The sequence below is a fragment of the Pseudomonas sp. s4 genome (genome assembly GCF_046764235.1).
Taxonomy (GTDB): Bacteria; Pseudomonadota; Gammaproteobacteria; order Pseudomonadales; family Pseudomonadaceae; genus Aquipseudomonas; species Aquipseudomonas asiatica.
On the sequence record NZ_CP177209.1, the window covers coordinates 5,225,199 to 5,249,158 of the forward strand.

Consider the following 23,960-nt stretch of genomic DNA (forward strand, 5'->3'; position numbering starts at 1 on the left):
CCACAGCTCTGTAGGAGCAGCCTTGTGCTGCGAAGAGGCCGGTACAGGCAATAAAGTTTACTGAGCAACAGCCCCCTCACCAGGCCTTCCACCCACCACAAACCACAGCGGCCACAGCGCCAAGGCCCCCGCCACACCCGCCGCCAGGGCAAAGTGCAGCAAGCTGGTCCCGGCCCCAATCATCGCCAGCAGCGCCCCACCCAACCCCAGCAAGGCAATGGTGATCATCCCCAGCATGGCCGAGACCAGGCCCTTGCTCTGCTCGCTGGCGAACAGCGTCATGCGATACAGCACCGCGTTGGCCACGCCCAACCCCAGCGCGTACAGCGACATGCCCGCCACCACGCTGGTCACACTCGGCCAGTACCATGTCGCCAGTCCCATCAGGCACAGGCCGGCCAGGTATGGCCACAATGCACCACGCACCAGCGCCGCCAACGGATAGCGATCGGCAATGCGGTTGATGATCAGGTTGCCCAGGATCAGCCCGCCAAACACCGGCAACTGCCACAAGGCGTACTCCATGGTGCTCAGCCCCTCGTCGTGGATCAGCAGCACCGGCGACAGGCCGATCCAGCCAATCAGCGGCAGACCGACCAGGCCCAGGGCCGCGCTGCCAGCGACAAAGCGGCGGTTGCCCAGCAACTGGCCGTAGCCGGCCAGCAGTGGCAGCAGGTGGATCGGCGTGAATGCCAGGCGCGAGCCGTCACGGCGCTCCACGCCCAAGGTCTCCGGCATCAGCCGGTACAGCAGCAGCCAGGCCACAACCGCGCCAATGGCGAAGGCCACGAACAGCCAACGCCAGTCCAGCCACTGCAACAGCAAGGTGCCCACCAACGGCCCGAGCAAAGGCGAGAGCAAGGCGATATTGGCCAGCAGGGCCATCATGCGCACGGCGTCGGCTTCGCTGAAGGCTTCGTTCAGGGCCGGGTAGCTGACCGTGACCACAAACCCCAGGCCGATGCCTTGCAGCAGGCGCAGCAAGTTGAACAGGCCGATGTCGTGGACCCAGAAGGTGGCCAGGCAGGCCAGGCCGAAGAACGCGCAGCCGATCAGCAGCAACGGGCGCCGGCCATAGCGGTCGGCCAACGGGCCGATCAGCCATTGCAGCACCACGCCCCCCAGCAGGTACAGGTTGAGGGCGTGGGGAATGTATTCGGGGCTGGCATCCAGGTCGCCGACCACCACCGGCATGGCCGGCATGACGGCATCGCTGGCCAGGTAGGTGAGCAGCTCGAACAGGGCCAGGGTCAGGCCGAACAGCAAGGCACGCAGGGGGGTGATGTACAGCAGTGGTTTCATGATGGCGTATCGGGTGTGGCAGGTGGGGTCAGGCTATATGCCAGAAATGGCGGGGTATTGCTGTGAACAAGTGTAAAAAGTCGGGGCCGCTTCGCGCCCCATCGCCGGCAAGCCAGCTCCCACAGGGACACAGGCCTGAAGACTGTGATAACCCTGTGGGAGCTGGCTTGCCGGCGATGGGGCGCGAAGCGGCCCCGGCTTCAACGCGGTATTACTGCGCTGCAGTCTCCTGCACCACGCGAATCACCCGCTGCGGGAACGGAATGTCGATCCCTTCGGCCTTCAACCGGTCACGCGCATGCTCGTTGAGCATGAACATCACATCCCAGTAATCGGCGGTCTTGGTCCACAAGCGCAAGGACACTGTGATCGAGCTGTCGCCCAGGGTCGCGACCACCGCCTGCGGCGCCGGGTCGGGCAGCACGCGCGGGTCCTGCGCCAGCTCCAGCAGCACGTTGCGGGCCTTCTGCAGGTCGGCCTCGTAGTCCACGCCCACATCGAACACCACCTTGCGCGTCGGCTGGCGGTTGGTGTTGGTGATGATGCCGTTGGACAGGCTGCCGTTGGGCATGATCACCGTCTTGTTGTCACCAGTGCGCAGCACGGTGTGGAAGATCTGGATGCTGTCGACGGTGCCGGCCACGCCTTGCGCCTCGATCCAGTCACCGATGCGGAACGGGCGAAACATCAGGATCAGCACACCGCCGGCGAAGTTCGCCAGGCTGCCCTGCAAGGCCAGGCCGATGGCCAGGCCCGCGGCACCGATGGCGGCAACGAACGAGGTGGTCTCGATACCGATCATCGACGCCACGCTGACGAACAGCAGCACCTTCAGCACGATATTCGACAAGGTGCTGATGAAGCCCTGCAGCGCCAGGTCGGCGTTGCGCAGGCCAACCAGCTTGCCCAGGCGGGCGCTGACCTTGTTGATGATCCACCAGCCGACCGCCAGGGTCAGCAGCGCCAGCAGCACACGGCTGCCATATTCCATGATCAAGGGGATCCAGGTCTGGGATTGGCGGACCAGCTGATCGACTTCAGCGTTCAAATCCATATTCATCTCCTGATGCCGAGCGGCAAGTACACGGTAGAACTGGCCACGCGCGATGGCGCAGCCCCGGTCCCCATGGACATCATTTGGCCATCGGGGTTCCGGGCGATGCCCACATCAGTCGCGGAAGTTGTTGAACTGCAATGGCATGTCGAATTCCTTGGTACGCAGCAGCGCAATGGCTTCCTGCAGGTCGTCGCGCTTTTTGCCGGTAACGCGTACCTGCTCGCCCTGGATGGCGGCCTGCACTTTCAGCTTGGCATCCTTGATGGTGGCGACGATCTTCTTCGCCAGATCCTTGTCGATACCTTCGCGGAACTTGGCTTCCTGTTTCTTTTCCTTGCCCGAGGCGTACGGGTCCTTGGTTTCCAGGCACTTCACGTCGATCTTGCGCTTGACCAGCGCCAGGCGCAGGATTTCCAACATCGCTTCGAGCTGGAACTCTTCCTCGGCGGTGAGCATCACGGTCTGCTCTTTGTCCTTGAACTCGAAGGTGCCCTTGCCCTTGAGGTCGTAGCGACGGTCCAGGTCCTTGATGGCGTTGTCGACCGCGTTCTGCACTTCGTGCTTGTCCAGTTCCGATACCACGTCGAACGAAGGCATGGTTGTTCTCCCAAAATAAAAGCGCGCTCAGGCTGAAGATGGAGCGCGCTGGGTTTGACGGTTAAAATGCGGGCTCATTATAACGGGTTGCGAAACGCATATGAGCAGCACCTGGCATATTCTCGGCGCCGGTAGCCTGGGCAGCCTGTGGGCTTGCCGCCTGGCGCGCGCGGGCAAGGCAGTGCGCCTGATCCTGCGTGACGGGCAGCGGCTGCAGGCCTACCAGCAGGCCGGCGGCCTGACCCTGGTCGAACAGGACCAGTCCCGCCACTACGCCATCCCCGCCGAAACCGCGCAGGCACGCGGCCCGATCCATCGCCTGCTGGTGGCCTGCAAGGCCTACGACGCCGCCCCGGCCATCGCCGGCGTGGCACCTCGCCTGGCCGAAGACGCTGAGGTGGTTCTGCTGCAGAACGGCCTGGGCAGCCAGGACGAGGTCGCCGACCTGGTGCCCCATGCACGCTGCATCTTCGCCTCCAGTACCGAAGGCGCATTCCGCGAGGGAGATTGGCAGGTACGCTTTGCCGGCCACGGCTTCAACTGGCTGGGTGACCCATGCAACCCGACGATCCCGGCCTGGTTCGATGACCTGCATCAGGCTGGCATCCCTGCCGAGTGGACGGTGGATATCCTCACCCGCCTGTGGCGCAAGCTGGCACTCAATTGCGCCATCAACCCGCTGACCGTGCTGCACGACTGCCAGAACGGCGGGCTGCTGGGGCACCTGGGCGAAGTGGATGCGCTGTGCGCCGAGCTGGCCCAACTGCTGCACCGCTGTGGCCAGCCAGAAGCGGCAGACGGGCTGAACGAAGAAGTGCAGCGGGTGATCCTCGCCACTGCGGCCAACTACTCTTCCATGTACCAGGATGTACGCGCAGGCCGCCGCACCGAGGTGCACTACCTGCTTGGCCATGCCTGCCGCGCCGCCGGCCGTCATGGCCTGCAGCTGCCAGAGCTGGAACGCCTGCTGCAGCACTTGGTCGATAACCTGCGTGTGCGTGGTTTGCCCTGCGACTGACGCAGCCCTTTCAACCGGATACGGATATTGCCTAGCCCATGACCTTGCGCCAACGCCTGGAAAACCTCCCGGTCGGGCAGAAGCTGCTGGCGGCCCTGCTGGTGTTGCTGGTGACCATCCTGTTGGTGGCCAACCTCACCTTCATCAGCGCCGCCTACTGGATCACCCAGGAAAGCATGGCGCCACAGGCGCTGCACACCATCGGCCGGCTGGTGGCCAACCCGCAACTGGCGGCGCGCGCCGGCGATACACCGGACACCGCCAGCGCCCTGCTGAAGGAGCTGGACAGCTACACGCCGCTGCGCGCCGCTGCCGTCTACGGTGGCGATGGCCGCATGTTGGCGCAGCTGCAGCACGGCGAGCCGCTGGCACTGCCCAAGCGTTTTCGCAACATCGACGGCTGGCGCCTGATGGAGTTTCGCAGCACCCAGCTGATCCGCATGCCACGTGACGCCAACCCGCCCGCACACCTGCTGCTGGTGGCCAGCAGTGAACTGCCCACGGCTTTCTACACCGGCACCCTCAGCGCCAGCCTGGGCATCCTGGTGTTCAGCATCCTTCTGTGGATCGTCATAGCCCGACAGATAAAACGCCTGATCACCCAGCCGATCAACCAGCTCGAAGAGCTCAGCCGCCAGGTCACCCGCGAAGAGAGCTATGCCTTGCGTGCGCAGCGCGGTAACGACGACGAAATCGGCAGCCTGGCCGAAGCGTTCAACACCATGCTCTCGCGCATCGAAGCCCGCGAACAGCAACTCAAGCGCACCCGCGACGAGTTTCAGGAGGCCTACGACCAGGCCCAGGGCCTGGCCGAGGAAACCCGCCACACCAACCGCAAGCTGGAACTGGAAGTTCAGGTGCGCAGCAAGATCGAGAAAAAACTCACCGGCTTCCAGAACTACCTCAACAGCATCATCGACTCGATGCCCTCGGCACTGATCGCCCTCGATGAGCAGCTCTACGTGACCCAATGGAACCACGAAGCCACGGTACTTTCCGGCACGCCTCTGGACGAGGCGCTGAATCAGCCGATCTTCATAGCCTTCGAACCGCTCAAGCCGTTCCTGCCGCAACTGAAGGAAACAGTGGAAAAGCACCGGGTGGCGAAGATCGAACGGGTCACCTGGCCCAAGGGTGACGACCTGCGCCACTACGCCCTGACCTTCTACCCGCTGACCGGTGGCGGCGGCCGTGGCGTTGTCATCCGTATCGACGACATCACCCAGCGCCTGTCGCTGGAAGAAATGATGGTGCAATCGGAAAAGATGCTTTCGGTCGGCGGCCTGGCCGCCGGCATGGCCCACGAGATCAACAATCCGCTGGGCGCGATCCTGCATAACGTGCAGAACATCCGCCGGCGCCTGTCACCAGAACTGCCGCGCAATCAGGAACAGGCAGAGGAGCTGGGCATCGACCTGCCCACGGTCAACCGCTACCTGGAGAGCCGCGAAGTGCCACAATTGCTCGACGGCATCCAGCAGGCCGGTGCCCGGGCAGCGAAGATCGTCACCCACATGCTCAGCTTCAGCCGCCGCAGCAACCGTCAGCTGGCGCCGTGCGACCTGCCGGCGCTGATCGATCAGGCGGTGGAGATTGCCAGCAACGACTTCGACCTGGCCATAGGCTTCGATTTCAAGGGCCAGGCCATCGTGCGTCAGTTCGACCCCGACCTGGGGCCGGTGCCGTGCACCGCCAACGAATTGGAGCAGGTGCTGCTCAACCTGCTGAAAAACGCGGCCCAGGCCATCCACCAGCGGCCGCAGCCGAGCGAGCCCGGGCGCATCACCCTGCGTACCCGCTTGAGCCCGCCATGGGCGGAAATCCAGGTCGAGGACAACGGCGTCGGCATGCCCGAAGGGGTGCGCAAGCGCACCTTCGAGCCGTTCTTCACCACCAAGGAAATCGGCCAGGGTACCGGGCTGGGGCTGTCGGTCTCGTACTTCATCATCACCAACAACCACAAGGGGCAGATGGAAGTGCAGTCCACGCCCGGCCAGGGCACCTGCTTCACCCTGCGCTTGCCCCTTGGCCAGCCGGCAGCGGTGGCGCCGGCCAAAATGGAGAAATGACATGGGCTACCGCCTGTCGAAGATCTACACCCGCACCGGCGACAAAGGCGAAACCGGCCTGGGCGATGGGCGCCGGGTGCCCAAGGATCACCCGCGGATCGAGGCGATTGGCGAGGTGGACAGCCTGAACAGCCAGCTGGGTTTGCTGCTGGCGGGGCTGGCCGAACAAGGGCTGGATGAAGTGAGCGCGGTTTTGGCGCCGTGCCAGCACCGCCTGTTCGACCTGGGCGGTGAGCTGGCGATGCCCAGTTATCAGGCGTTGGACCTGGCGGAGGTGGCGCGGCTTGAGGCAGCGATCGATGTGTGGAATGAAGAGCTGGGGCCGTTGAAAAACTTTATCTTGCCCAGTGGCTCGGCGCTGGTGGCGCAGGCGCATGTGTGCCGGAGCCTGGCGCGCAGTGCGGAGCGGCGGTGCCAGCAGCTGAATGCGCTGGAGCCGTTGGCGGGGGTTGGGTTGGCGTATATCAACCGGCTTTCGGATCTGCTGTTTGTGGCGGCGCGGATCATTGGGCGGCGGCAGGGGGTGGCTGAGGTTTTGTGGCAACCTGCTGAAAAGCCTAAAGGCTGAAAGTGCCGGGGCTGCTTTGCAGCCCGTCGCGACACAAGGCCGCTCCTACAGGGGGGTCGCGATTCATTCAGGATTACGCGATTCCTTTGTAGGAGCGGCCTTGTGTCGCGATGGGCCGCAAAGCGGCCCCAATTTCAGGCGGCTCAGATCTCAGGCCAGAACGCCCGGATCCCGGCCACACCCTGTGCCCCCGCTTCCCAGGCCTGCTCGCGCTCACCCGGCCCTACCCCACCCAACAGGTAGACCGGCTTGTTGAACCCGGCAATCAAACGTTGCGCCTCGTCCCACCCCAGCGGCACCGCCTCAGGATGTGTCCGGGTTGCCTGCACCGGCGACAAAGTGACAAAGTCCACGCCCATCTGCTCCGCCAGCGCCAGCTCTTCGGCACTGTGGCAGGACGCCGCCAGCCAGCGCTCCTTGGGGAACGGCCGGCCGTTGGCGGCATACTTGCGCAGTTGTGCAGCCGTCAGGTGCCAACCCGCGGCTGGGAAGTCACCCAGCCACTCCAGCGGCCCCTTGAGCATCAGCTGCGCCTTGCCCGCGCAAAGGCCGACCGCATCCACCGCCACATCGCGATACTTGGGATCGTACATGTCCGGGGCACGCAACTGGATCAGGCGAATGCCACTTGCCACTGCCTTCTGGATGCCCTTGAGCATCTGCGGCACTTCCAGGCCATCGGGGGTGACCAGGTACTGATCCGGCAGGCGCGCGGCTGCAACGATCGGCTTGTTGGCCTCGGGGAATTCGTATTGGGGCAAATCGCGTGGAGCAACCCATTCCAGCGGCTGCCCTTCGGCGCCATGCGGCTCGCCGGTGAATGCCTCGACTTCGCGCACATCCAGCAGCACCTGCTTGTCCGGGTAATCGTGGCTGACCTTGATCAGCGCGCGCGAACGACTCACCTCGATACCCAGCTCCTCGCGCAGCTCGCGGGCCAGCGCCGCCTCGACGCCCTCACCCTCTTCTACCTTGCCGCCCGGGAATTCCCACAGACCGCCCTGGTGCTGGGTATCGGCGCGCCGCGCGATCAGAATACGGCCGTCAGTACCGCGAATGACAGCAGCTACAACATGAATCCGTTTCACCCTTCACGCTCCGCCAGGCCAGCCTTTTGCCAGGCCTGGAAGGCTGGCCACTGATAAATGGTTTCGATATAAGTCGCCGCCTCCGCAGGCACTTCCACACGGTAGGTGCGCAGGCGCACCGCCACCGGGGCGAAGAAGGCATCAGCCAGGCTCGGCCTGCCGAACAGGAACGGGCCGCTGTCCTTGGCCGCAAGGCGACATTCCGACCACAGTGCAACGATACGGTCGATATCGATTTGAACCTCCAGCGGCACGCTGTCCAGCGCCTGGTCGCGCGACAGGTCGAACGGCATCGCGCCGCGCAGGGCGAAGAAGCCGCTGTGCATCTGCGCGCAGGCCGAACGGGCCTGAGCCCGGGCCGCCACGTCGGCAGGCCACAGCTGCGCGTCGGGGTGGCGTTCGTTGAGGTATTCGGCAATGGCCAGCGAGTCGGCGATCACACCGTTCTCTGTCTTGAGCAGCGGTACCTTGCCGGTAGCCGAGAAGGCGAGGATGCGCTGACGGGTGTCAGGCTGGTTCAGCTTGATCAGTGTTTCTTCGTAAGGCACGCCAGCCAGCTCGAGGGCCAGGGCGCCACGCAGCGACCAGGAGGAATACAGCTTGTCGCCGATGATCAGGTGATAGCTCATGGTTCGGCTCCATCGTTTGGGAATTCTGGGGCTGCTTTGCAGCCCTTTCGCGACACAAGGCCGCTCCCACATGGGGCGGTGTAAGCAGGTGCTTGTGGGAGCGGCCTTGTGTCGCGATCGGGCCGCAAAGCGGCCCCAGCTACATCAGGTACGGTACTCGGCGTTGATCTTCACGTACTCGTGGGACAGGTCGGTGGTCCAGATGGTTTCGCTGCACTGGCCACGGCCCAGCTCGATACGGATGGTGATCTCTTCCTGGGCCATAACCTTGGCACCCTGGTCTTCGGTGTAGCTCGGGCTACGGCCGCCTTTGCTGGCAATGCAAACGCTGTCCAGGTACACATCAATCAGGCTCACGTCCAGCTCCGGTACGCCGGCACGGCCGACGGCGGCGAGGATACGGCCCCAGTTGGGGTCGGAAGCGAACAGCGCAGTCTTGATCAGCGGCGAGTGGGCCACGGCGTAGCCGACGTCCAGGCATTCCTGGTGGTTGCCACCGCCGTTGACCTGTACGGTAACGAACTTGGTGGCGCCTTCGCCGTCACGGACGATGGCCTGGGCCACTTCCATGCACACTTCGAACACTGCCTTCTTCAGCGCTTCGAACAGTGCGCCGCTGGCTTCGGTGACTTCCGGCAGGTTGGCCTTGCCAGTGGCAATCAGCATGCAGCAGTCGTTGGTCGAGGTGTCGCCATCGATGGTGATGCGGTTGAACGACTTGTTGGCGCCGTCCAGCATCAGGTCCTTGAGCACCGCCGGGGCAACCTTGGCGTCGGTGGCGATGTAGCCGAGCATGGTGGCCATGTTCGGGCGGATCATGCCTGCACCCTTGCTGATGCCGGTGACGGTAACCGTCACGCCATCGTGCTGGAACTGGCGGCTGGCCCCCTTGGGCAGGGTGTCGGTGGTCATGATGCCGGTGGCAGCTTCAGCCCAGTGGTTTTCCGACAGGTTGTCGAGGGCGGCCTGCAGTGCGCCTTCGATCTTCTCGACCGGCAGCGGCTCGCCGATCACGCCGGTGGAGAATGGCAGTACCGACTCGGCCGGTACGCCGGCCAGTTCGGCCAGCTTGGCGCAGGTGCGCTCGGCGGCGGCCAGGCCTGGCGCGCCGGTGCCGGCGTTGGCGTTACCAGTGTTGGTCAGCAGATAGCGCACGGTGCCCTGCACACGCTGCTTGGACAGGATCACCGGCGCTGCGCAGAAGGCGTTGAGGGTGAACACACCAGCCACGCTGGAGCCTTCGGCGCAGCGCATGACCACCACATCCTTGCGCCCCGGGCGCTTGATGCCGGCAGAAGCGATGCCGAGTTCAAAACCCGGAACCGGGTGCAGGGTGGGCAAAGGACCAAGACCAACAGCCATTAGAGCGCTCCTAGAAAATACGGTGAACAGGTGATGGAAGAGCGGGGCCGCTTCGCGCCCCATTCGCGGCACAAGGCCGCTCCTACAAGGACATCGCAACCATTGGGGCGGGCGCGGTCCCTGTAGGAGCGGCCTTGTGCCGCGAATGGGCCGCAAAGCGGCCCCGGATGTTTCAGGTTACAACAGCCTGGTCAGATCACTCGATCTGCCCGTGGCAATGCTTGAACTTCTTGCCCGAACCACACCAGCACGGCTCGTTGCGGCCCAGCTTCTGCTCGTTGCGCACCGGTGCCGAGGCAACAGCCACTTCGGCGCCCTCCTCGTTCAGCTGCTCGCTTTCCAGGCCCGGAGCAGCGGCATGCTGGAACTGCATGCGGCTGGCCAGTTCCTCGGCCTCGCGGCGCAGGCGGGCTTCCTCTTCGACCGGGTCTTCGCGGCGTACCTGAACGTGCGACAGCACGCGGATGGTGTCGCGCTTGATCGACTCGAGCAGCTCCTGGAACAGGCTGAAGGATTCGCGCTTGTACTCCTGCTTCGGGTTTTTCTGCGCATAACCACGCAGGTGGATACCGTGACGCAGGTGGTCCATGGTCGACAGGTGGTCTTTCCACAGGTCATCCAGCACACGCAGCAGGATCTGCTTCTCGAAGGTACGCAGGGCTTCGATACCGGCCTGGTCTTCCTTCTCGGTGTACGCGGTGGTGATTTCGTTCAGCAGCTTCTCGCGCAGGGTCTCTTCGTAGAGGTGATCGTCCTCGTCGAGCCACTGCTGGATCGGCAGCTTCATGGCGAAATCGCTGGCCAGCGAAGCCTCCAGGCCGGCCACGTCCCACTGTTCGGGCAGCGACTGCGGCGGAATGTGCTGGCTGATGGTAGCGTCCAGGACTTCCTTGCGGAATTCGACGATGGTGTCGCCGATGTTCTCGGCGGCCAGCAGGCTGTTGCGCATGTGGTAGATCACCTTGCGCTGCTCGTTGGCCACGTCGTCGTATTCCAGCAACTGCTTGCGGATGTCGAAGTTGCGGCCTTCGACCTTGCGCTGGGCCTTCTCGATGGCGTTGGTGACCATGCGGTGCTCGATGGCCTCGCCGGACTGCATGCCCAGCGCCTTCATGAAGTTCTTCACCCGGTCAGAGGCGAAGATACGCATCAGGCTGTCTTCCAGCGACAGGTAGAAGCGGCTGGAGCCCGGGTCGCCCTGACGGCCGGAACGGCCACGCAGCTGGTTGTCGATACGGCGCGATTCGTGGCGCTCGGAAGCGATCACGTGCAGGCCACCCGACTCGATCACCTGCTGGTGACGCTTCTGCCAGTCGGCCTTGATCTGGGCGATCTGCTCGGCGGTCGGGTTTTCCAGGGCTGCCACTTCGGCTTCCCAGTTACCGCCCAGCAGGATGTCGGTACCACGGCCGGCCATGTTGGTGGCGATGGTCAGGGCACCTGGCGCACCGGCTTGCGCGATGATCTCGGCTTCCTTCTCGTGGTACTTGGCGTTGAGCACCTTGTGGTCGATACCTTCCTTCTTCAGGAGGTTGGACATGTGCTCGGAGGTTTCGATGGTCGCAGTACCCACCAGCACCGGGCGACCCTGCTTCATGCTTTCTTTGATGTCGGCGATGATCGCGGCGTATTTCTCGTCGGCGGTCAGGTACACCAGGTCGTTGAAGTCTTTACGTGCCAACGGTTTGTTCGGCGGAATGACCATCACGTTGAGACCATAGATCGACTGGAACTCGAACGCTTCGGTGTCAGCGGTACCGGTCATGCCGGACAGCTTGGTGTACAGGCGGAAGTAGTTCTGGAAGGTAGTCGAAGCCAGGGTCTGGCTCTCGGCCTGGATGTTCAGGTTCTCTTTGGCTTCGATGGCCTGGTGCAGGCCTTCGGACAGACGGCGGCCCGGCATGGTACGGCCGGTGTGCTCGTCGATCAGCAGGACCTGGCCGTCCTGGACGATGTACTCGATGTTGCGGTGGAACAGCTTGTGCGCGCGCAGGCCAGCATAGACGTGGGTCAGCAGGCTCAGGTTATGCGCCGAATACAGGCTCTCGCCCTCGGCCAGCAGGCCGGACTGGGTGAGCATCTCTTCGATGAACTGGTGACCGGCTTCGTTCAGCTCGACCTGACGGCTCTTTTCGTCAATGGTGAAGTGGCCTTCCTGGGTGACCTGGCCTTCCACTTCCTCGATGTGCTGGGTAAGGCGCGGGATCAGACGGTTGATCTCGATGTACAGCTTGGAGCTGTCCTCGGCCTGGCCGGAAATGATCAGCGGGGTACGCGCTTCGTCGATGAGGATGGAGTCGACTTCGTCGATCACGGCGAAGTTCAGTTCACGCTGGAACTTCTCTTCCTGGCTGAACGCCATGTTGTCGCGCAGGTAGTCGAAACCGAATTCGTTGTTGGTGCCGTAGGTGATGTCGGACGCGTAGGCGGCACGCTTTTCTTCCGGCGGCTGGAAGGCCGAGACGATGCCGACCGACAGGCCAAGGAACTCGTACAGCGGGCGCATCCAGTTGGCGTCGCGGCGGGCCAGGTAGTCGTTGACGGTGACCACGTGCACGCCCTTGCCGGACAATGCGTTGAGGTACACGGCCAGGGTACCGACCAAGGTCTTGCCTTCACCGGTACGCATTTCTGCGATCATGCCCTCGTGCAGGGTCATGCCACCGATCAGCTGCACGTCGAAGTGGCGCATGCCCATCACGCGCTTGCCGGCCTCACGGGCCACGGCGAAGGCTTCAGGCAGCAACTGGTCCAGTGTCTCGCCTTTGGCCAGGCGCTCCTTGAACTCTGCGGTCTTGCCCCGCAGTTGCTCGTCGGAGAGGGCCACCATCTTCTCTTCGAGAGCATTGACGATGTTCACCGTCTTGAGCATGCGTTTGACTTCACGCTCGTTCTTGCTTCCAAAAAGTTTCTTTAACAAAGGCGCAAACATATCGGCAGGATCTTCCACACGTAGGGATGGAGGGCGGCCCCATGAGTCGCCCGTGCAGCCCTGAGGCCGCATGCGAACGAGCATTCTACCCGGAAACGATGGTGAGGAAAGTGGTGGATTTCCACGATGCTTGGACAGCGTTTTGGCGGGGGCTTGTTTTAGATAAGGGCATTTTCCCTGAGTTCAAGGTTCGGGAAGATGAAACGTATCGAGAATGAGTCTTGTCCTTGGTTGCCTGTGTCGGCCTCTTCGCGGGCTTGCCCGCTCCCACAAGATCACCACAGGTCTCAAGTGTTGCGTAATACCTGTGGGAGCGGGCAAGCCCGCGAAGAGGCCGGCACAGGCTACAAGAGGTGTTAAACTGCCGATCTTGTAACCTCATGCACATACCCATGGCCTACAAACCCTCCCCCGCCCAGCCGCCCTCGGCCCTGCTCCGCCAGGTCCGCCCGCTGCGCCTGCTGCTGAACCAGGCCGAACGCCTGGAGCACCTGCAGCGCCTGCTGGAAAGCCAGCTGCAACCGGCCGCCCGCGAGCACTGCCATGTGGCGTCGTGGCGCGATGGCACATTGTTGCTGGTGGTGACCGACGGCCATTGGGCAACCCGCCTGCGCTATCAGCAGAAACGCTTGATCTCTGCATTACAGGCCATGGAGGCATTCGCCAACCTCAGGCGCATCCTGTACAAGGTCCAGCCCCCGCTGGTGCCAGCCAAGCGTGGCGGCAATGCCGCAGAACTGTCCAATAACGCAGCCGAGAGCCTGCGCGATACCGCCGAGGGCATCACTGACCCCAAGCTGCGCGCAGCACTGGAACGATTGGCCGCCCACGCCCGGGACAAGCCATAAAAAAGGCCACCCGAAGGTGGCCTTAATGAACTAGAGAGTGTTCGAACTTACACGGCCGCAACAGGGCGCATGTACGAGATCGGTGCCGTGCTGGCATCTTCGAAGGTGACCACTTCCCAGGCATCGGTTTCGGCAATCAGCTTGCGCAACAGCTGGTTGTTCAGCGCGTGGCCGGACTTGTAGCCCTTGAACTCGCCGATCAGGCTGTTGCCCAGCAGATAAAGGTCGCCAATGGCGTCGAGGATCTTGTGCTTGACGAATTCGTCATCGGAACGAAGGCCGTCTTCGTTGAGCACACCGGTCTCGTCGACCACGATGGCGTTCTCGACACTGCCACCCAGCGCAAGGTTGTGCTTGCGCAGGTACTCGATGTCACGCATGAAGCCGAAGGTACGGGCGCGGCTGACTTCCTTCACGAACGAGGTGCTGGAGAAGTCGACGACCGCACTCTGGGTCTGGCCCTTGAGGACCGGATGATCGAAGTCGATCTCGAAGCTCACCTTGAAGCCGTCGAAAGGCAGGAAAGTGGCGCGCTTGTCGCCCTCTTCCACGGTTACCTCACGCAGGATGCGGATGAACTTCTTGGCTGCGTCCTGTTCTTCCAGGCCGGCAGACTGAATCAGAAATACAAAGGGTCCGGCGCTGCCATCCATGATCGGCACTTCCGAGGCGGAGAGCTCGACGTAGGCGTTATCGATGCCCAGGCCCGCCATGGCGGAGAGCAGGTGCTCGACCGTATCGACCTTGACGTCACCGTTGACCAGCGTCGTCGACATGGTTGTCTCGCCGACGTTGGCCGCGCGCGCCGGGATTTCGACCACAGGGTCGAGGTCGGCGCGGCGGAAGACGATGCCGGTGTCAACAGGTGCAGGCTTGAGGGTCAGGTAAACCTTCTCCCCGGAGTGCAGACCGACACCTGTGGCACGGATGGTATTCTTCAGGGTGCGTTGTTTAATCATGGCATTGGCCGCTTCAGCGCAAATTGCGAACAGGTATCAACAAAGGCTGGGGATGATAACAGACCCAACCTTTGATGAATACCAATCACCTTTATACCCCTGATAAATTCCATTAATCAGCCTGACGACGCAGAAATGCCGGGATATCGAGGTAGTCCAGGTCATCCTGAGGGTTCAGTTTAGCGGCTGCAGCAGCACCTGCATGAGCCTGGTTGCGCATTACGGTCGGGCGCTCCAGGTCACGGTAGTTGACCGCAGGCTGCTCTTGGCGAACCGGCGCCGGGTTGGAGGCCTCGTACACCTGCTGGGCAGTCTGCAGGGTGTTGTCGACCACCTTCACAGGCTTCTCGATGCGCGCGCCCAGGCCAGTAGCCACCACGGTCACGTGCAGCTCGTCACGCATGTCCGGGTCGATCACGGTGCCGACCTTGACCATGGCGTGGTCGGAGGCGAAGGCTTCGATGATGCTACCCACATCGGAGTACTCACCCAGCGACAGGTCAGGGCCTGCAGTGATGTTCACCAGGATGCCGCGGGCGCCCTGCAGGTTGACGTCTTCCAGCAGCGGGTTGCGGATCGCTGCCTCGGTGGCTTCACGCGCACGGTTCGGACCGCTGGCACAGCCAGTACCCATCATGGCCATGCCCATTTCACCCATCACGGTACGCACGTCGGCGAAGTCGACGTTGATCATGCCCGGGCGCTTGATGATATCGGAGATACCGCGCACGGCACCGGCCAGTACGTCGTCGGCCTTGGCGAAGGCAGACAGCAGGCTGGCATCCTTGCCCAGGATGGTCAGCAGCTTCTCGTTGGGGATGGTGATCAACGAGTCGACGCTTTCGGCCAGCATGCGGATGCCTTCATCGGCGATCTGCATGCGCTTGCGGCCTTCGAACGGGAACGGACGGGTCACCACGGCAACGGTGAGAATGCCCATTTCCTTGGCCACTTCGGCGATGATCGGCGCTGCACCGGTACCGGTACCGCCACCCATGCCAGTGGTGATGAACACCATGTTGGTACCCTGCAGCACTTCAGCGATGCGCTCACGGTCTTCCAGCGCGGCCTGACGGCCGACTTCCGGATTGGCACCGGCACCCAGGCCCTTGGTCACACCAGTACCCAATTGCAGGATGGTGCGCGCGCCGATGTTCTTCAGCGCCTGGGCATCGGTGTTGGCGCAGATGAATTCCACGCCTTCGATGCTGCTCTTGACCATGTGGTTGACGGCGTTGCCGCCACCACCGCCAACACCGATCACTTTGATGACCGGGCTTTGCGGGACGTTGTCTACGAGCTCGAACATTTTCCCTCTCCTTACAGTTCTCTAGTTGTCGCGCCTACCACTACTGCTTTGAAACTTAGAAATTGCCCTGGACCCAGCGCTTGAAGCGTTCAAGCACTGGAGCCTTCGGTTCATCGCCATAGCTGTTGTTGCTGCTGTTACCGGTCAGGGGCAGGTCTTCGGTCTGCTTCTGCAGGCCGTAGGTGAGCAAGCCCACGCCGGTGGAATAGATCGGGTTGCGAACCACGTCGCTGAGCCCCCGAACGCTGTGCGGTACGCCCAGGCGTACCGGCATGTGGAAGATTTCCTCGGCCAGTTCCACGGCGCCTTCCATCTTCGCGGTGCCGCCGGTGAGAACGATGCCGGCCGGCACCAGGTCCTCGTAGCCACTGCGGCGCAGTTCGGCCTGGATCAGGGTGAAGAGCTCGTCGTAACGTGGCTCCACCACCTCGGCCAGGGCCTGGCGCGACAGCTCGCGCGGTGGGCGATCGCCCACGCTCGGCACCTTGATGGTCTCGCCGGCGCCAGCCAGTTTGGCCAAGGCGCAGGCGTAGCGGATCTTGATTTCTTCGGCGTACTGGGTCGGAGTACGCAGCGCCATGGCGATGTCGTTGGTCACCTGGTCGCCGGCAATCGGGATCACCGCGGTGTGACGGATCGCGCCCTCGGTGAAGATGGCGATGTCGGTAGTGCCACCGCCGATGTCCACCAGGCACACGCCCAGCTCTTTTTCATCGTCGGTCAGCACCGAGTAGGCCGAGGCCAGCTGCTCGAGGATGATGTCGTCGATTTCCAGGCCGCAACGGCGTACGCACTTCTCGATGTTCTGCGCCGCGTTGACCGCGCAGGTGACCACGTGGACCTTGGCTTCCAGACGTACGCCAGACATGCCCAGCGGCTCGCGCACGCCTTCCTGGTTGTCGATCACGTAGTCCTGCGGCAGGGTGTGCAGCACGCGCTGGTCGGCCGGGATGGCAACGGCCTGGGCGGCGTCGAGTACGCGCTCCAGGTCGGCCAGGCTGACCTCGCGGTCGCGGATGGCGACGATGCCGTGGGAGTTCAGGCTGCGGATGTGGTTGCCGGCCACGCCGACGAAGGCCGAGTGGATGCGGCAGCCGGCCATCAACTGCGCTTCTTCCACGGCGCGCTGGATCGACTGCACGGTGGACTCGATGTTCACCACCACGCCTTTTTTCAGGCCGCGGGACGGATGAGTACCGATCCCGACGATTTCCAGGGTGCCGTCCTCGCCCACTTCACCCACCAGCGCCACCACCTTGGAGGTGCCGATGTCCAGCCCGACGATCATTTTGCCGCTATGCGCGTTTGCCATGGTCCTGCCTCTCTCTAATTCTTCGCAACGGCGGGTTGGGCCGTCGTCGGTGCAATCGGTTCCCGCCAACCAACGGCAAGTCCGTTGGAGTAACGCAGATCAATGCGGGCGATAGTGGTGATCTGGTCTTTGAGTGTCTTGTCGTAAATGGCAATGAAACGGCGCATCTTCTCCACCAGATGGTCGCGCCCCAGCAGCAGCTCGATGCCCGGCCCGGCGCTGCTCGCGCCCGTGGTCAGGAACCAGCTGCCTCGCTCGCGCAGCTCCAGGCGAGCGATGGAAAAGCCCAGGGGGCGCAGCATCTGGCTCAATACCTGATACTGCTGCATGACTTGTTGCTGAGCACGCTGCGGCCCGGCCAGCTGCGGCAGGTGCTCGTAGTTGGCCAGTTCGCGCGGGGTGAAGGCCTGGCCCTGGTTGTTGAGCAAGGCTTCGTCACCCCAGCGCGCTACCGGCAACTGCTCTTCCAGGCGGATCACCACCTCGTCGGGCCACACCCGGCGCACTTCGGCGTGGGCGATCCACGGCATCTGCTCGAGCTCTGCGCGCATCGCCGGCAGGTCGACACTGAAGAAGCTCGCTGCCACATAGGGCGCGATACGCTGCTGCACCGACTGCTGGCTGATGTAGCTGAGGTCGCCCTGCACGTCGATCTTGGTGATCGGCCGGTCCGCATACGGCATCAGGCGAATGGCGCCCTCGTAGGCGCCAAACCCGGCCGCCACCAGCAGCACCGGCCACAGCAGGCGCTTGAGACCACCCAGGCTTGGCCGCGGCAGGCGCGCCGATACGGGCTCGTCGGCCACCAGCCGGCTGGCACCACGCGGCACCGGCTTGCTACGGCCGGTAACGGGTTGCTGCTGACGTATCATCGCGCCTTGCATGGTTTTAACCTCGCGTCGCCACGCTCTCGGCCAGGATCGCCAGCACCAGTTGCTGGAAGTCCAGGCCGGCCGCGCGGGCCGCCATGGGCACCAGGCTATGGTCGGTCATGCCGGGTGCGGTGTTGACTTCGAGCAGCCAGAACCGGCCCTGCTCGTCCTGCATCACGTCCAGCCGCCCCCAGCCTTCGATGCCGATGGCATCGCAGGCACGCGCGGTCAGGTCGATCAGTTCCTGTTCCTTGACGCTGTCCAGGCCGCAGGGAATGCGGTACTGGGTATCGTTGGCGATGTACTTGGCGTCGTAGTCGTAGAACACGTGCGGCGTACCCAGGGCGATCGGCGGCAGTACCTGGCCGCGCAATACCGCGACGGTGAACTCCGGCCCGTGGATCCACTGCTCCACCAGTACCTGGGAATCGTATCGGGCGGCATCCTGCCAGGCGGCGACCAGTTCCTGGGCGCTGTTCACCTTGGCCATGCCGATGCTGGAGCCTTCATGGGCGGGTTTGACGATAAGCGGGAAGCCCAGTTCCGTACTGGCCTGCAAACAATCGCTTTCGCTCGCCAGCACCGCGTGGCGCGGGGTCGGAATGCCCAGGCTCTGCCACACTTGCTTGGTGCGCAGCTTGTCCATGGCCAGTGCCGAGGCAAGGATGCCACTGCCGGTATAGGGAATGCCCAGGCACTCGAGCAGGCCTTGCATGCTGCCGTCTTCACCGCCACGGCCGTGGAGGATGATGAAGGCGCGGTCGATCTTCTCGCTTTGCAGGCGGTCGAGCAGGTCGTCACCCACGTCGATGGCGACCACGTCGACACCGGCGGTGGTCAGCGCGTCGATCACTGCGGCACCGGACTTGAGCGACACTTCGCGCTCGGCGCTCTTGCCGCCGTACAGCACCGCGACGCGGCCGAACGCCTTGACGTCCAGGGTCGAGTGCAGCTTGTCGTAGGCGCTGGTCATTTCGACTTCTCCTGCTTGGCGCCAGCGAACAGCGGGCTTTTCATCAATTGAGGGGCCAGGCCGCCGACATCACCGGCACCCTGGCAGATCAGGATGTCGCCAGCGCGCAGCAGTGGCTTGACCAGCGGCGCCAGGTCGACGCCACGCTCGATGTAGATCGGGTCCAGCTTGCCGCGCTGGCGGATGCTGTGGCACAGCTGGCGGCTGTCGGCGCCGGGGATCGGCTCTTCGCCGGCCGGGTAGACCTCCATCAGCAGCAGCACGTTGGCATCGCCAAGCACCTGGACGAAATCGTCGTACAGGTCGCGGGTACGGCTGTAGCGGTGCGGCTGGTAGACGATCACCAGGCGACGGCTTGGCCAACCGCCGCGCACGGCCTGGATCACCGCAGCCACTTCGGTCGGGTGGTGGCCGTAGTCGTCGACCAGCATCACGCTGCCGCCTTCGACCGGCAGTTCGCCGTACACCTGGAAGCGGCGGCCGACGCCCTGGAAGCCGGACAGGCCCTGGACAATGGCTTCGTCGGTGATGCCTTCGTCGGTGGCGATGGCGATGGTGGCCAAGGCATTGAGCACGTTGTGGTTGCCGGGCATGTTCACCGACACCTCCAGCGGCTCGCGATCACGACGCAGCACGGTGAAGTGGGTCTGCATGCCCATCTGGCGCACGTTGATGGCGCGGATGTCGGCCTCGTCGCTGAAGCCATAGGTCACGGTCGGGCGCTTGACCTGTGGCAGGATCTCGCGCACCACCGGGTCGTCCAGGCACATCACGGCCAGGCCGTAGAACGGCAGGTTGTGCAGGAATTCGACAAAGGTTTTCTTCAACTTGTTGAAGTCACCTTCGTAGGTCGCCATGTGGTCGGCGTCGATGTTGGTGACCACGGCCACCATCGGCTGCAGGTGCAGGAAGCTCGCATCGCTCTCGTCCGCTTCGGCAATCAGGTAGCGGCTGGTACCCAGCTGGGCATTGGTGCCGGCAGCGGTCAGGCGGCCACCGATGACGAAGGTCGGGTCCAGGCCGCCAGCGGCGAACACCGAGGCCAGCAGGCTGGTGGTGGTGGTCTTGCCGTGGGTGCCGGCAACGGCCACGCCATGGCGATAGCGCATCAGCTCGGCGAGCATCTCGGCACGCGGCACCACCGGAATGCGCCGCTCGAGAGCGGTGGCGACTTCCGGGTTGGCCGGGTTGATGGCGCTGGACACCACCAGCACATCGGCGGTGGCGGCGTTCTCGGCACGGTGGCCGACGAAGATCTCGGCGCCGAACGACTCCAGACGCTCGGTGACCGGCGAAGCCTTCAGGTCGGAACCGGACACTTCATAGCCCAGGTTCAGCAACACTTCGGCAATGCCGCACATGCCCACGCCGCCGATACCGACGAAGTGGATACGGCGGATACGGCCCATCTTTGGCTGGGGCATGGCTTTCTGGCTTTCAACCATGGGCCACCTCCAGGCAGATATCGACCACGGTGCTGGTTGCGGCAGGTTTGGCCAGGCGCCGTGCGGTGCCTGCCATGACGTTGAGTTTCTCGGGTTGCATCAGCACCTCGTTCAGGCGTTCAGCGAGCTGCGCTGCGCCAGTTGTCGCTTGTGGCATCAGGAAGGCAGCGCCTTCCCGGGCCAGATATTGGGCGTTGTGGGTCTGGTGGTCGTCGATCGCATGGGGCAATGGCACCAGCATCGAAGGCAGGCCCGCTGCCGCCAGCTCACTGACGGTCAAGGCGCCGGCCCGGCACACCACAATGTCGGCCCAGCCATAGGCTTGGGCCATGTCCTTGATGAAGGGCTCTACCTGAGCCTCGACGCCCGCCTCGCGATAACGCTCGGCGGTGGCTGGCGCGTGTTGCTTGCCGGCCTGGTGGAATACCTCTGGCCGCAGCGCGGGGGGCACTTCGGACAGGGCATTAGGCAACAATTTGTTCAATGGTTCCGCCCCCAGGCTGCCGCCCATCACCAGCAGGCGCGCACGGCGCTCGGCCAGCGGCGCGCGCAGGGCGTCCATGAACAGCTCCGGGCGCACCGGGTTGCCGGTGGTGCGCAGTTTGTCGCTGGCGGCGAAGGTGGCCGGGAAGGCTTCGCAAACACGCGCAGCCAGCGGCAGCAGCAGGCGGTTGGTAGTACCGGCGCGCGCGTTCTGCTCGTGGATCACCAGCGGTACGCCGCACAGGCGTGCGGCCACGCCGCCTGGGCCGGTCACATAGCCACCGAAGCCGACCACGCATACCGGCTTGAGCTCACGCACGATACGCCGCGCCTGCAGCACGGCCTTGACCAGGGTGAACGGCGCCTTGAGCAACGACAGCTTGCCCTTGCCGCGAAGGCCGCTGACCTGGATCAGATGCAACGGCAGGCCGGCCTGGGGCACCAGTTCGTTCTCGATGCCACGCGGGGTGCCCAGCCAGTGCACGCTGTAACCGCGCGCCTGGAATTCACGAGCGCAGGCCAGGGCCGGGAACACGTGGCCCCCGGTTCCGCCCGCCATGATCAGTACGTTCCTGCCGTCAGCGGCCATAATTGGTCTCCTCGGCAAAATCGCTTTCGCTGAATTCGTGCTCCTCACTACCCAGGTGCGTACGGCTTTCCCACTCGATGCGCAGCAACAGGCCCACGCAGGCACAGCAGATCACCAGCGAGCTGCCCCCGTAGCTGAGGAACGGCAGGGTCAGGCCCTTGGTCGGCAGCAGGCCGACGTTCACACCGATGTTGATCAGGAACTGGCCGATCCACAGGAAGGCCAGGCCGAACGCAACATAAGCGGCAAAGAACTGTTTGGCTTTTTCCGCCCACAGGCCGATATACAGGGCACGCACAGTCACGAATACGAACAGAGCAATAGTCAGCAGCGAGCCGACCACGCCAAGTTCTTCGGCCAGTACCGAGAACACGAAGTCGGTGTGCGCTTCAGGCAGGTAGAACTGCTTCTGCACGCTGTTGCCCAGACCAACGCCGAACCACTCGCCACGGCCGAAGGCAATCAGCGCCTGGGTCAGCTGGTAGCCCGAGCCGAACTGGTCGGACCACGGGTCGGTAAAGGTAATCAGGCGCGCCATACGGTAAGGCTGCGCCTGTACCAGGACGAACACCGCAACGACCGCCAACACCACCATCAGGCTGAAGCGGAACAGCCCCACCCCGCCGAGGAACAGCATGGCCGCCGCCGCGCCCATCATCACCACGGTGGCACCGAAGTCCGGCTCCATCAGCAGCAGGGCAGCCATGGGCAGCAGCACGATGAATGGCTTGAAGAAGCCCATCCAGGTTTCGCGTACCTCGGTCTGCCGGCGCACCAGGTAGCCGGCCAGGTAGATGACCACGAACACCTTGGCAATTTCCGAAGGCTGCACGTTGAAGAAGCTGAAGCCGATCCAGCGCATGGAACCGTTCACTTCGCGGCCGATGCCCGGCACCAGCACCAGCACCAGCAGGCCGAAGGCCCCCAGCAGCATCAGGAAGCCCATGCGCTGCCAGGTGGCGATCGGCACCAGCATGGTGGCGCCACAGGCGACCAGGCCGAGGAACACGTACACCAAGTGGCGGAACATGTGGTAAAGCGGGTTGCCAGACTGCACCGCAGCCACTTCCGAGGACGCCGAGGTGATCATCACCAGGCCCAGGCCCAGCAAAGCCAGGCAGCCGGCGAGCATCGCGAAGTCCAGGTCGATGCCACGGCCGCTGATCAGCGGCGACGGATAGGGCTTGAGGATGCCAAAGATCATGCAAGGCCTCCCGCTGCCTGGGCGAACAGGCGCCCGCGCTCTTCGAAGTTCTTGAACATGTCGAGGCTGGCACACGCCGGCGACAGCAGCACGGCATCACCCGGCCGGGCCAGTTCGGCGCATTGCTGTACAGCCTCGTCGAGAGACTTCACGCGGACCAGTTGCACGCCATCGCCCAGGGCTTCGACCAGGCGCTCGGCATCACGGCCAAGCAGCACCACGGCGCGGCAGAAGCGCTTGACCGGCTCGCGCAACGCGGCGAAGTCGGCGCCCTTGCCGTCGCCACCGGCGATCAGCACCAGTTTGCCTTCGATGTCGGAACCCAGGCCTTCGATCGCGGCCAGGGCAGCACCGACGTTGGTGGCCTTGGAATCGTCGTACCAGTTCACGCCGTTGCGCTCGCGCACCCACTGGCAACGGTGGGCCAGGCCGCCGAACTCGCGCAGTGCCTCGAGCATCGGTTCGAACGGCAGGCCGGCAGCGTGCCCCAGAGCCAGAGCCGCCAGGGCGTTGCTCTGATTGTGGGCGCCACGAATCTTCAGCTCACGTGCCGGCATCAGCGCCTGGAACTCGAACGCCAGGTATTTTTCGCCGTCCACTTCACGCAGGCCGAAGGCCTTGAAATCCGGTTGGTTGAGACCGAAGGTCCAGCATGGGCGGCCTTCCACCGGCAGCGGCCGGGACAGGGCATCCTGGCGGTTGACCACGACCTGGCGGGCACCACGGAAGATCCGGTGCTTGGCCAGGTGGTAAGCCGGCAGGCCGCTGTAGCGGTCCATATGGTCTTCGCTGATGTTCAGGACGGTGGCCACTTCGGCGTTGAGCTGATCGGTGGTTTCCAGCTGGAAGCTGGACAGTTCCAGCACGTACAGCTCGACATCATCGGCCAACAGGTCCAGCGCCGGGGTACCGAGGTTGCCGCCCACCGCCACGCGCTTGCCCGCCTTGGCGGCCATTTCGCCCACCAGGGTGGTGACGGTGCTCTTGGCGTTGGAGCCGCTGATGGCAATGATCGGGGCCTTGGCGTGGCGGGCGAACAGTTCGATGTCACCGGACAACTTCACCCCACGCGCGGCCGCCTGCTGCAGGGCCGGGGTGGCAAGGGCCAGGCCGGGGCTGACATACAGCTCGTTGGCGCGGCACAGGAAGTCCACGTCCAGTTCACCACAGCGCACTTCCACCTGCGGGTAATCACGGCGCAGGGTGTCCAGTTCCGGCGGTTGCTCGCGGGTGTCGGCGACCGCAAAGGCAATGCCCCGGCTCGCCAGGAAGCGAACCAGGGACATGCCGCTCTTGCCGAGGCCGACAACGATGCGGAATTGGTCGGAAGCGATCAAGGACACG

Annotated in this window: 20 protein-coding genes; 4 read left to right on the forward strand and 16 right to left on the reverse strand. The window is 63.8% G+C overall.

Features of this window, described 5'->3' with window-relative positions:
• Window positions 1-57 precede the first annotated feature (57 nt).
• From ACK56M_RS24235 to ACK56M_RS24245, 3 genes are all read right to left on the reverse strand, one after another.
• Complete coding sequence (locus tag ACK56M_RS24235; RefSeq protein WP_015271697.1) at window positions 58-1,302, reverse strand: MFS transporter; 1,245 nt, start codon at window positions 1,300-1,302, stop codon at window positions 58-60.
• Window positions 1,303-1,513: 211 nt separating this feature from the next.
• Window positions 1,514-2,356, reverse strand: coding sequence for a mechanosensitive ion channel family protein (locus ACK56M_RS24240; protein WP_015271698.1), 843 nt, complete (start codon window positions 2,354-2,356; stop codon window positions 1,514-1,516).
• Window positions 2,357-2,470: 114 nt separating this feature from the next.
• Window positions 2,471-2,956 carry a YajQ family cyclic di-GMP-binding protein gene (locus tag ACK56M_RS24245; protein ID WP_013974099.1) on the reverse strand — a complete coding sequence of 162 codons (486 nt, stop codon included), beginning with the start codon at window positions 2,954-2,956 and terminating at the stop codon, window positions 2,471-2,473.
• Between the two features lie 100 nt (window positions 2,957-3,056).
• Between ACK56M_RS24245 and ACK56M_RS24250 the strand changes: the two genes are divergently transcribed.
• The 3 genes from ACK56M_RS24250 to ACK56M_RS24260 are packed head-to-tail and all read left to right on the forward strand — an operon-like array spanning window position 3,057 to window position 6,611.
• Window positions 3,057-3,974: a putative 2-dehydropantoate 2-reductase gene (locus ACK56M_RS24250; protein WP_137137701.1), complete on the forward strand. Its 918-nt coding sequence runs from the start codon at window positions 3,057-3,059 to the stop codon at window positions 3,972-3,974.
• 38 nt (window positions 3,975-4,012) lie between these two features.
• Window positions 4,013-6,043 (forward strand): ATP-binding protein, encoded by a 2,031-nt coding sequence (locus tag ACK56M_RS24255; protein WP_013974101.1) that lies wholly within the window; start codon window positions 4,013-4,015, stop codon window positions 6,041-6,043.
• Between the two features lies 1 nt (window position 6,044).
• A complete protein-coding gene (locus ACK56M_RS24260) occupies window positions 6,045-6,611 on the forward strand; it encodes a cob(I)yrinic acid a,c-diamide adenosyltransferase (RefSeq protein WP_015271700.1) in 567 nt (188 codons plus the stop codon).
• 143 nt (window positions 6,612-6,754) lie between these two features.
• Here the strand turns inward: ACK56M_RS24260 and ACK56M_RS24265 are convergent, their stop codons facing one another.
• The 4 genes from ACK56M_RS24265 to secA form a co-directional block, all read right to left on the reverse strand.
• A complete protein-coding gene (locus tag ACK56M_RS24265; protein WP_015271701.1) occupies window positions 6,755-7,699 on the reverse strand; it encodes a Nudix family hydrolase in 945 nt (314 codons plus the stop codon).
• Window positions 7,696-8,328 carry a glutathione S-transferase family protein gene (locus ACK56M_RS24270; RefSeq protein ID WP_411959107.1) on the reverse strand — a complete coding sequence of 211 codons (633 nt, stop codon included), beginning with the start codon at window positions 8,326-8,328 and terminating at the stop codon, window positions 7,696-7,698. Before ACK56M_RS24270 ends, ACK56M_RS24265 begins: the two co-directional genes overlap by 4 nt.
• Window positions 8,329-8,472: 144 nt before the next feature.
• Window positions 8,473-9,690: a bifunctional glutamate N-acetyltransferase/amino-acid acetyltransferase ArgJ gene (gene argJ / locus ACK56M_RS24275; RefSeq protein WP_023662147.1), complete on the reverse strand. Its 1,218-nt coding sequence runs from the start codon at window positions 9,688-9,690 to the stop codon at window positions 8,473-8,475.
• Between the two features lie 196 nt (window positions 9,691-9,886).
• Window positions 9,887-12,622, reverse strand: a complete 2,736-nt coding sequence (secA, locus tag ACK56M_RS24280; RefSeq protein ID WP_015271704.1) for a preprotein translocase subunit SecA — start codon at window positions 12,620-12,622, stop codon at window positions 9,887-9,889.
• A gap of 392 nt (window positions 12,623-13,014) precedes the next feature.
• Between secA and ACK56M_RS24285 the strand changes: the two genes are divergently transcribed.
• Complete coding sequence (locus tag ACK56M_RS24285) at window positions 13,015-13,470, forward strand: DUF721 domain-containing protein (RefSeq protein ID WP_015271705.1); 456 nt, start codon at window positions 13,015-13,017, stop codon at window positions 13,468-13,470.
• Between the two features lie 47 nt (window positions 13,471-13,517).
• Here ACK56M_RS24285 and lpxC read toward each other — a convergent pair whose 3' ends face one another.
• The 9 genes from lpxC to murD all read right to left on the reverse strand — a co-directional run bounded on the left by lpxC (window position 13,518) and on the right by murD (window position 23,959).
• Window positions 13,518-14,429: a UDP-3-O-acyl-N-acetylglucosamine deacetylase gene (gene lpxC / locus ACK56M_RS24290; RefSeq protein WP_003260771.1), complete on the reverse strand. Its 912-nt coding sequence runs from the start codon at window positions 14,427-14,429 to the stop codon at window positions 13,518-13,520.
• A 112-nt stretch (window positions 14,430-14,541) separates the two neighbouring features.
• A complete protein-coding gene (gene ftsZ, locus ACK56M_RS24295) occupies window positions 14,542-15,738 on the reverse strand; it encodes a cell division protein FtsZ (RefSeq protein ID WP_003260772.1) in 1,197 nt (398 codons plus the stop codon).
• 55 nt (window positions 15,739-15,793) lie between these two features.
• Window positions 15,794-17,050: a cell division protein FtsA gene (gene ftsA, locus ACK56M_RS24300; protein ID WP_015271706.1), complete on the reverse strand. Its 1,257-nt coding sequence runs from the start codon at window positions 17,048-17,050 to the stop codon at window positions 15,794-15,796.
• A 14-nt stretch (window positions 17,051-17,064) separates the two neighbouring features.
• Window positions 17,065-17,934, reverse strand: coding sequence for a cell division protein FtsQ/DivIB (locus tag ACK56M_RS24305; protein WP_012274056.1), 870 nt, complete (start codon window positions 17,932-17,934; stop codon window positions 17,065-17,067).
• 4 nt (window positions 17,935-17,938) lie between these two features.
• Complete coding sequence (locus tag ACK56M_RS24310) at window positions 17,939-18,895, reverse strand: D-alanine--D-alanine ligase (RefSeq protein WP_015271707.1); 957 nt, start codon at window positions 18,893-18,895, stop codon at window positions 17,939-17,941.
• Window positions 18,892-20,340 (reverse strand): UDP-N-acetylmuramate--L-alanine ligase, encoded by a 1,449-nt coding sequence (murC, locus tag ACK56M_RS24315; RefSeq protein WP_013974110.1) that lies wholly within the window; start codon window positions 20,338-20,340, stop codon window positions 18,892-18,894. The genes ACK56M_RS24310 and murC overlap by 4 nt, the downstream gene beginning before the upstream one ends.
• Window positions 20,333-21,412: an undecaprenyldiphospho-muramoylpentapeptide beta-N-acetylglucosaminyltransferase gene (murG, locus tag ACK56M_RS24320; protein WP_411959108.1), complete on the reverse strand. Its 1,080-nt coding sequence runs from the start codon at window positions 21,410-21,412 to the stop codon at window positions 20,333-20,335. Before murG ends, murC begins: the two co-directional genes overlap by 8 nt.
• Window positions 21,402-22,616: a putative lipid II flippase FtsW gene (gene ftsW / locus ACK56M_RS24325; protein WP_100412767.1), complete on the reverse strand. Its 1,215-nt coding sequence runs from the start codon at window positions 22,614-22,616 to the stop codon at window positions 21,402-21,404. Before ftsW ends, murG begins: the two co-directional genes overlap by 11 nt.
• Window positions 22,613-23,959, reverse strand: a complete 1,347-nt coding sequence (gene murD, locus ACK56M_RS24330; RefSeq protein ID WP_411959109.1) for a UDP-N-acetylmuramoyl-L-alanine--D-glutamate ligase — start codon at window positions 23,957-23,959, stop codon at window positions 22,613-22,615. Before murD ends, ftsW begins: the two co-directional genes overlap by 4 nt.
• Window position 23,960: the final 1 nt, after the last annotated feature.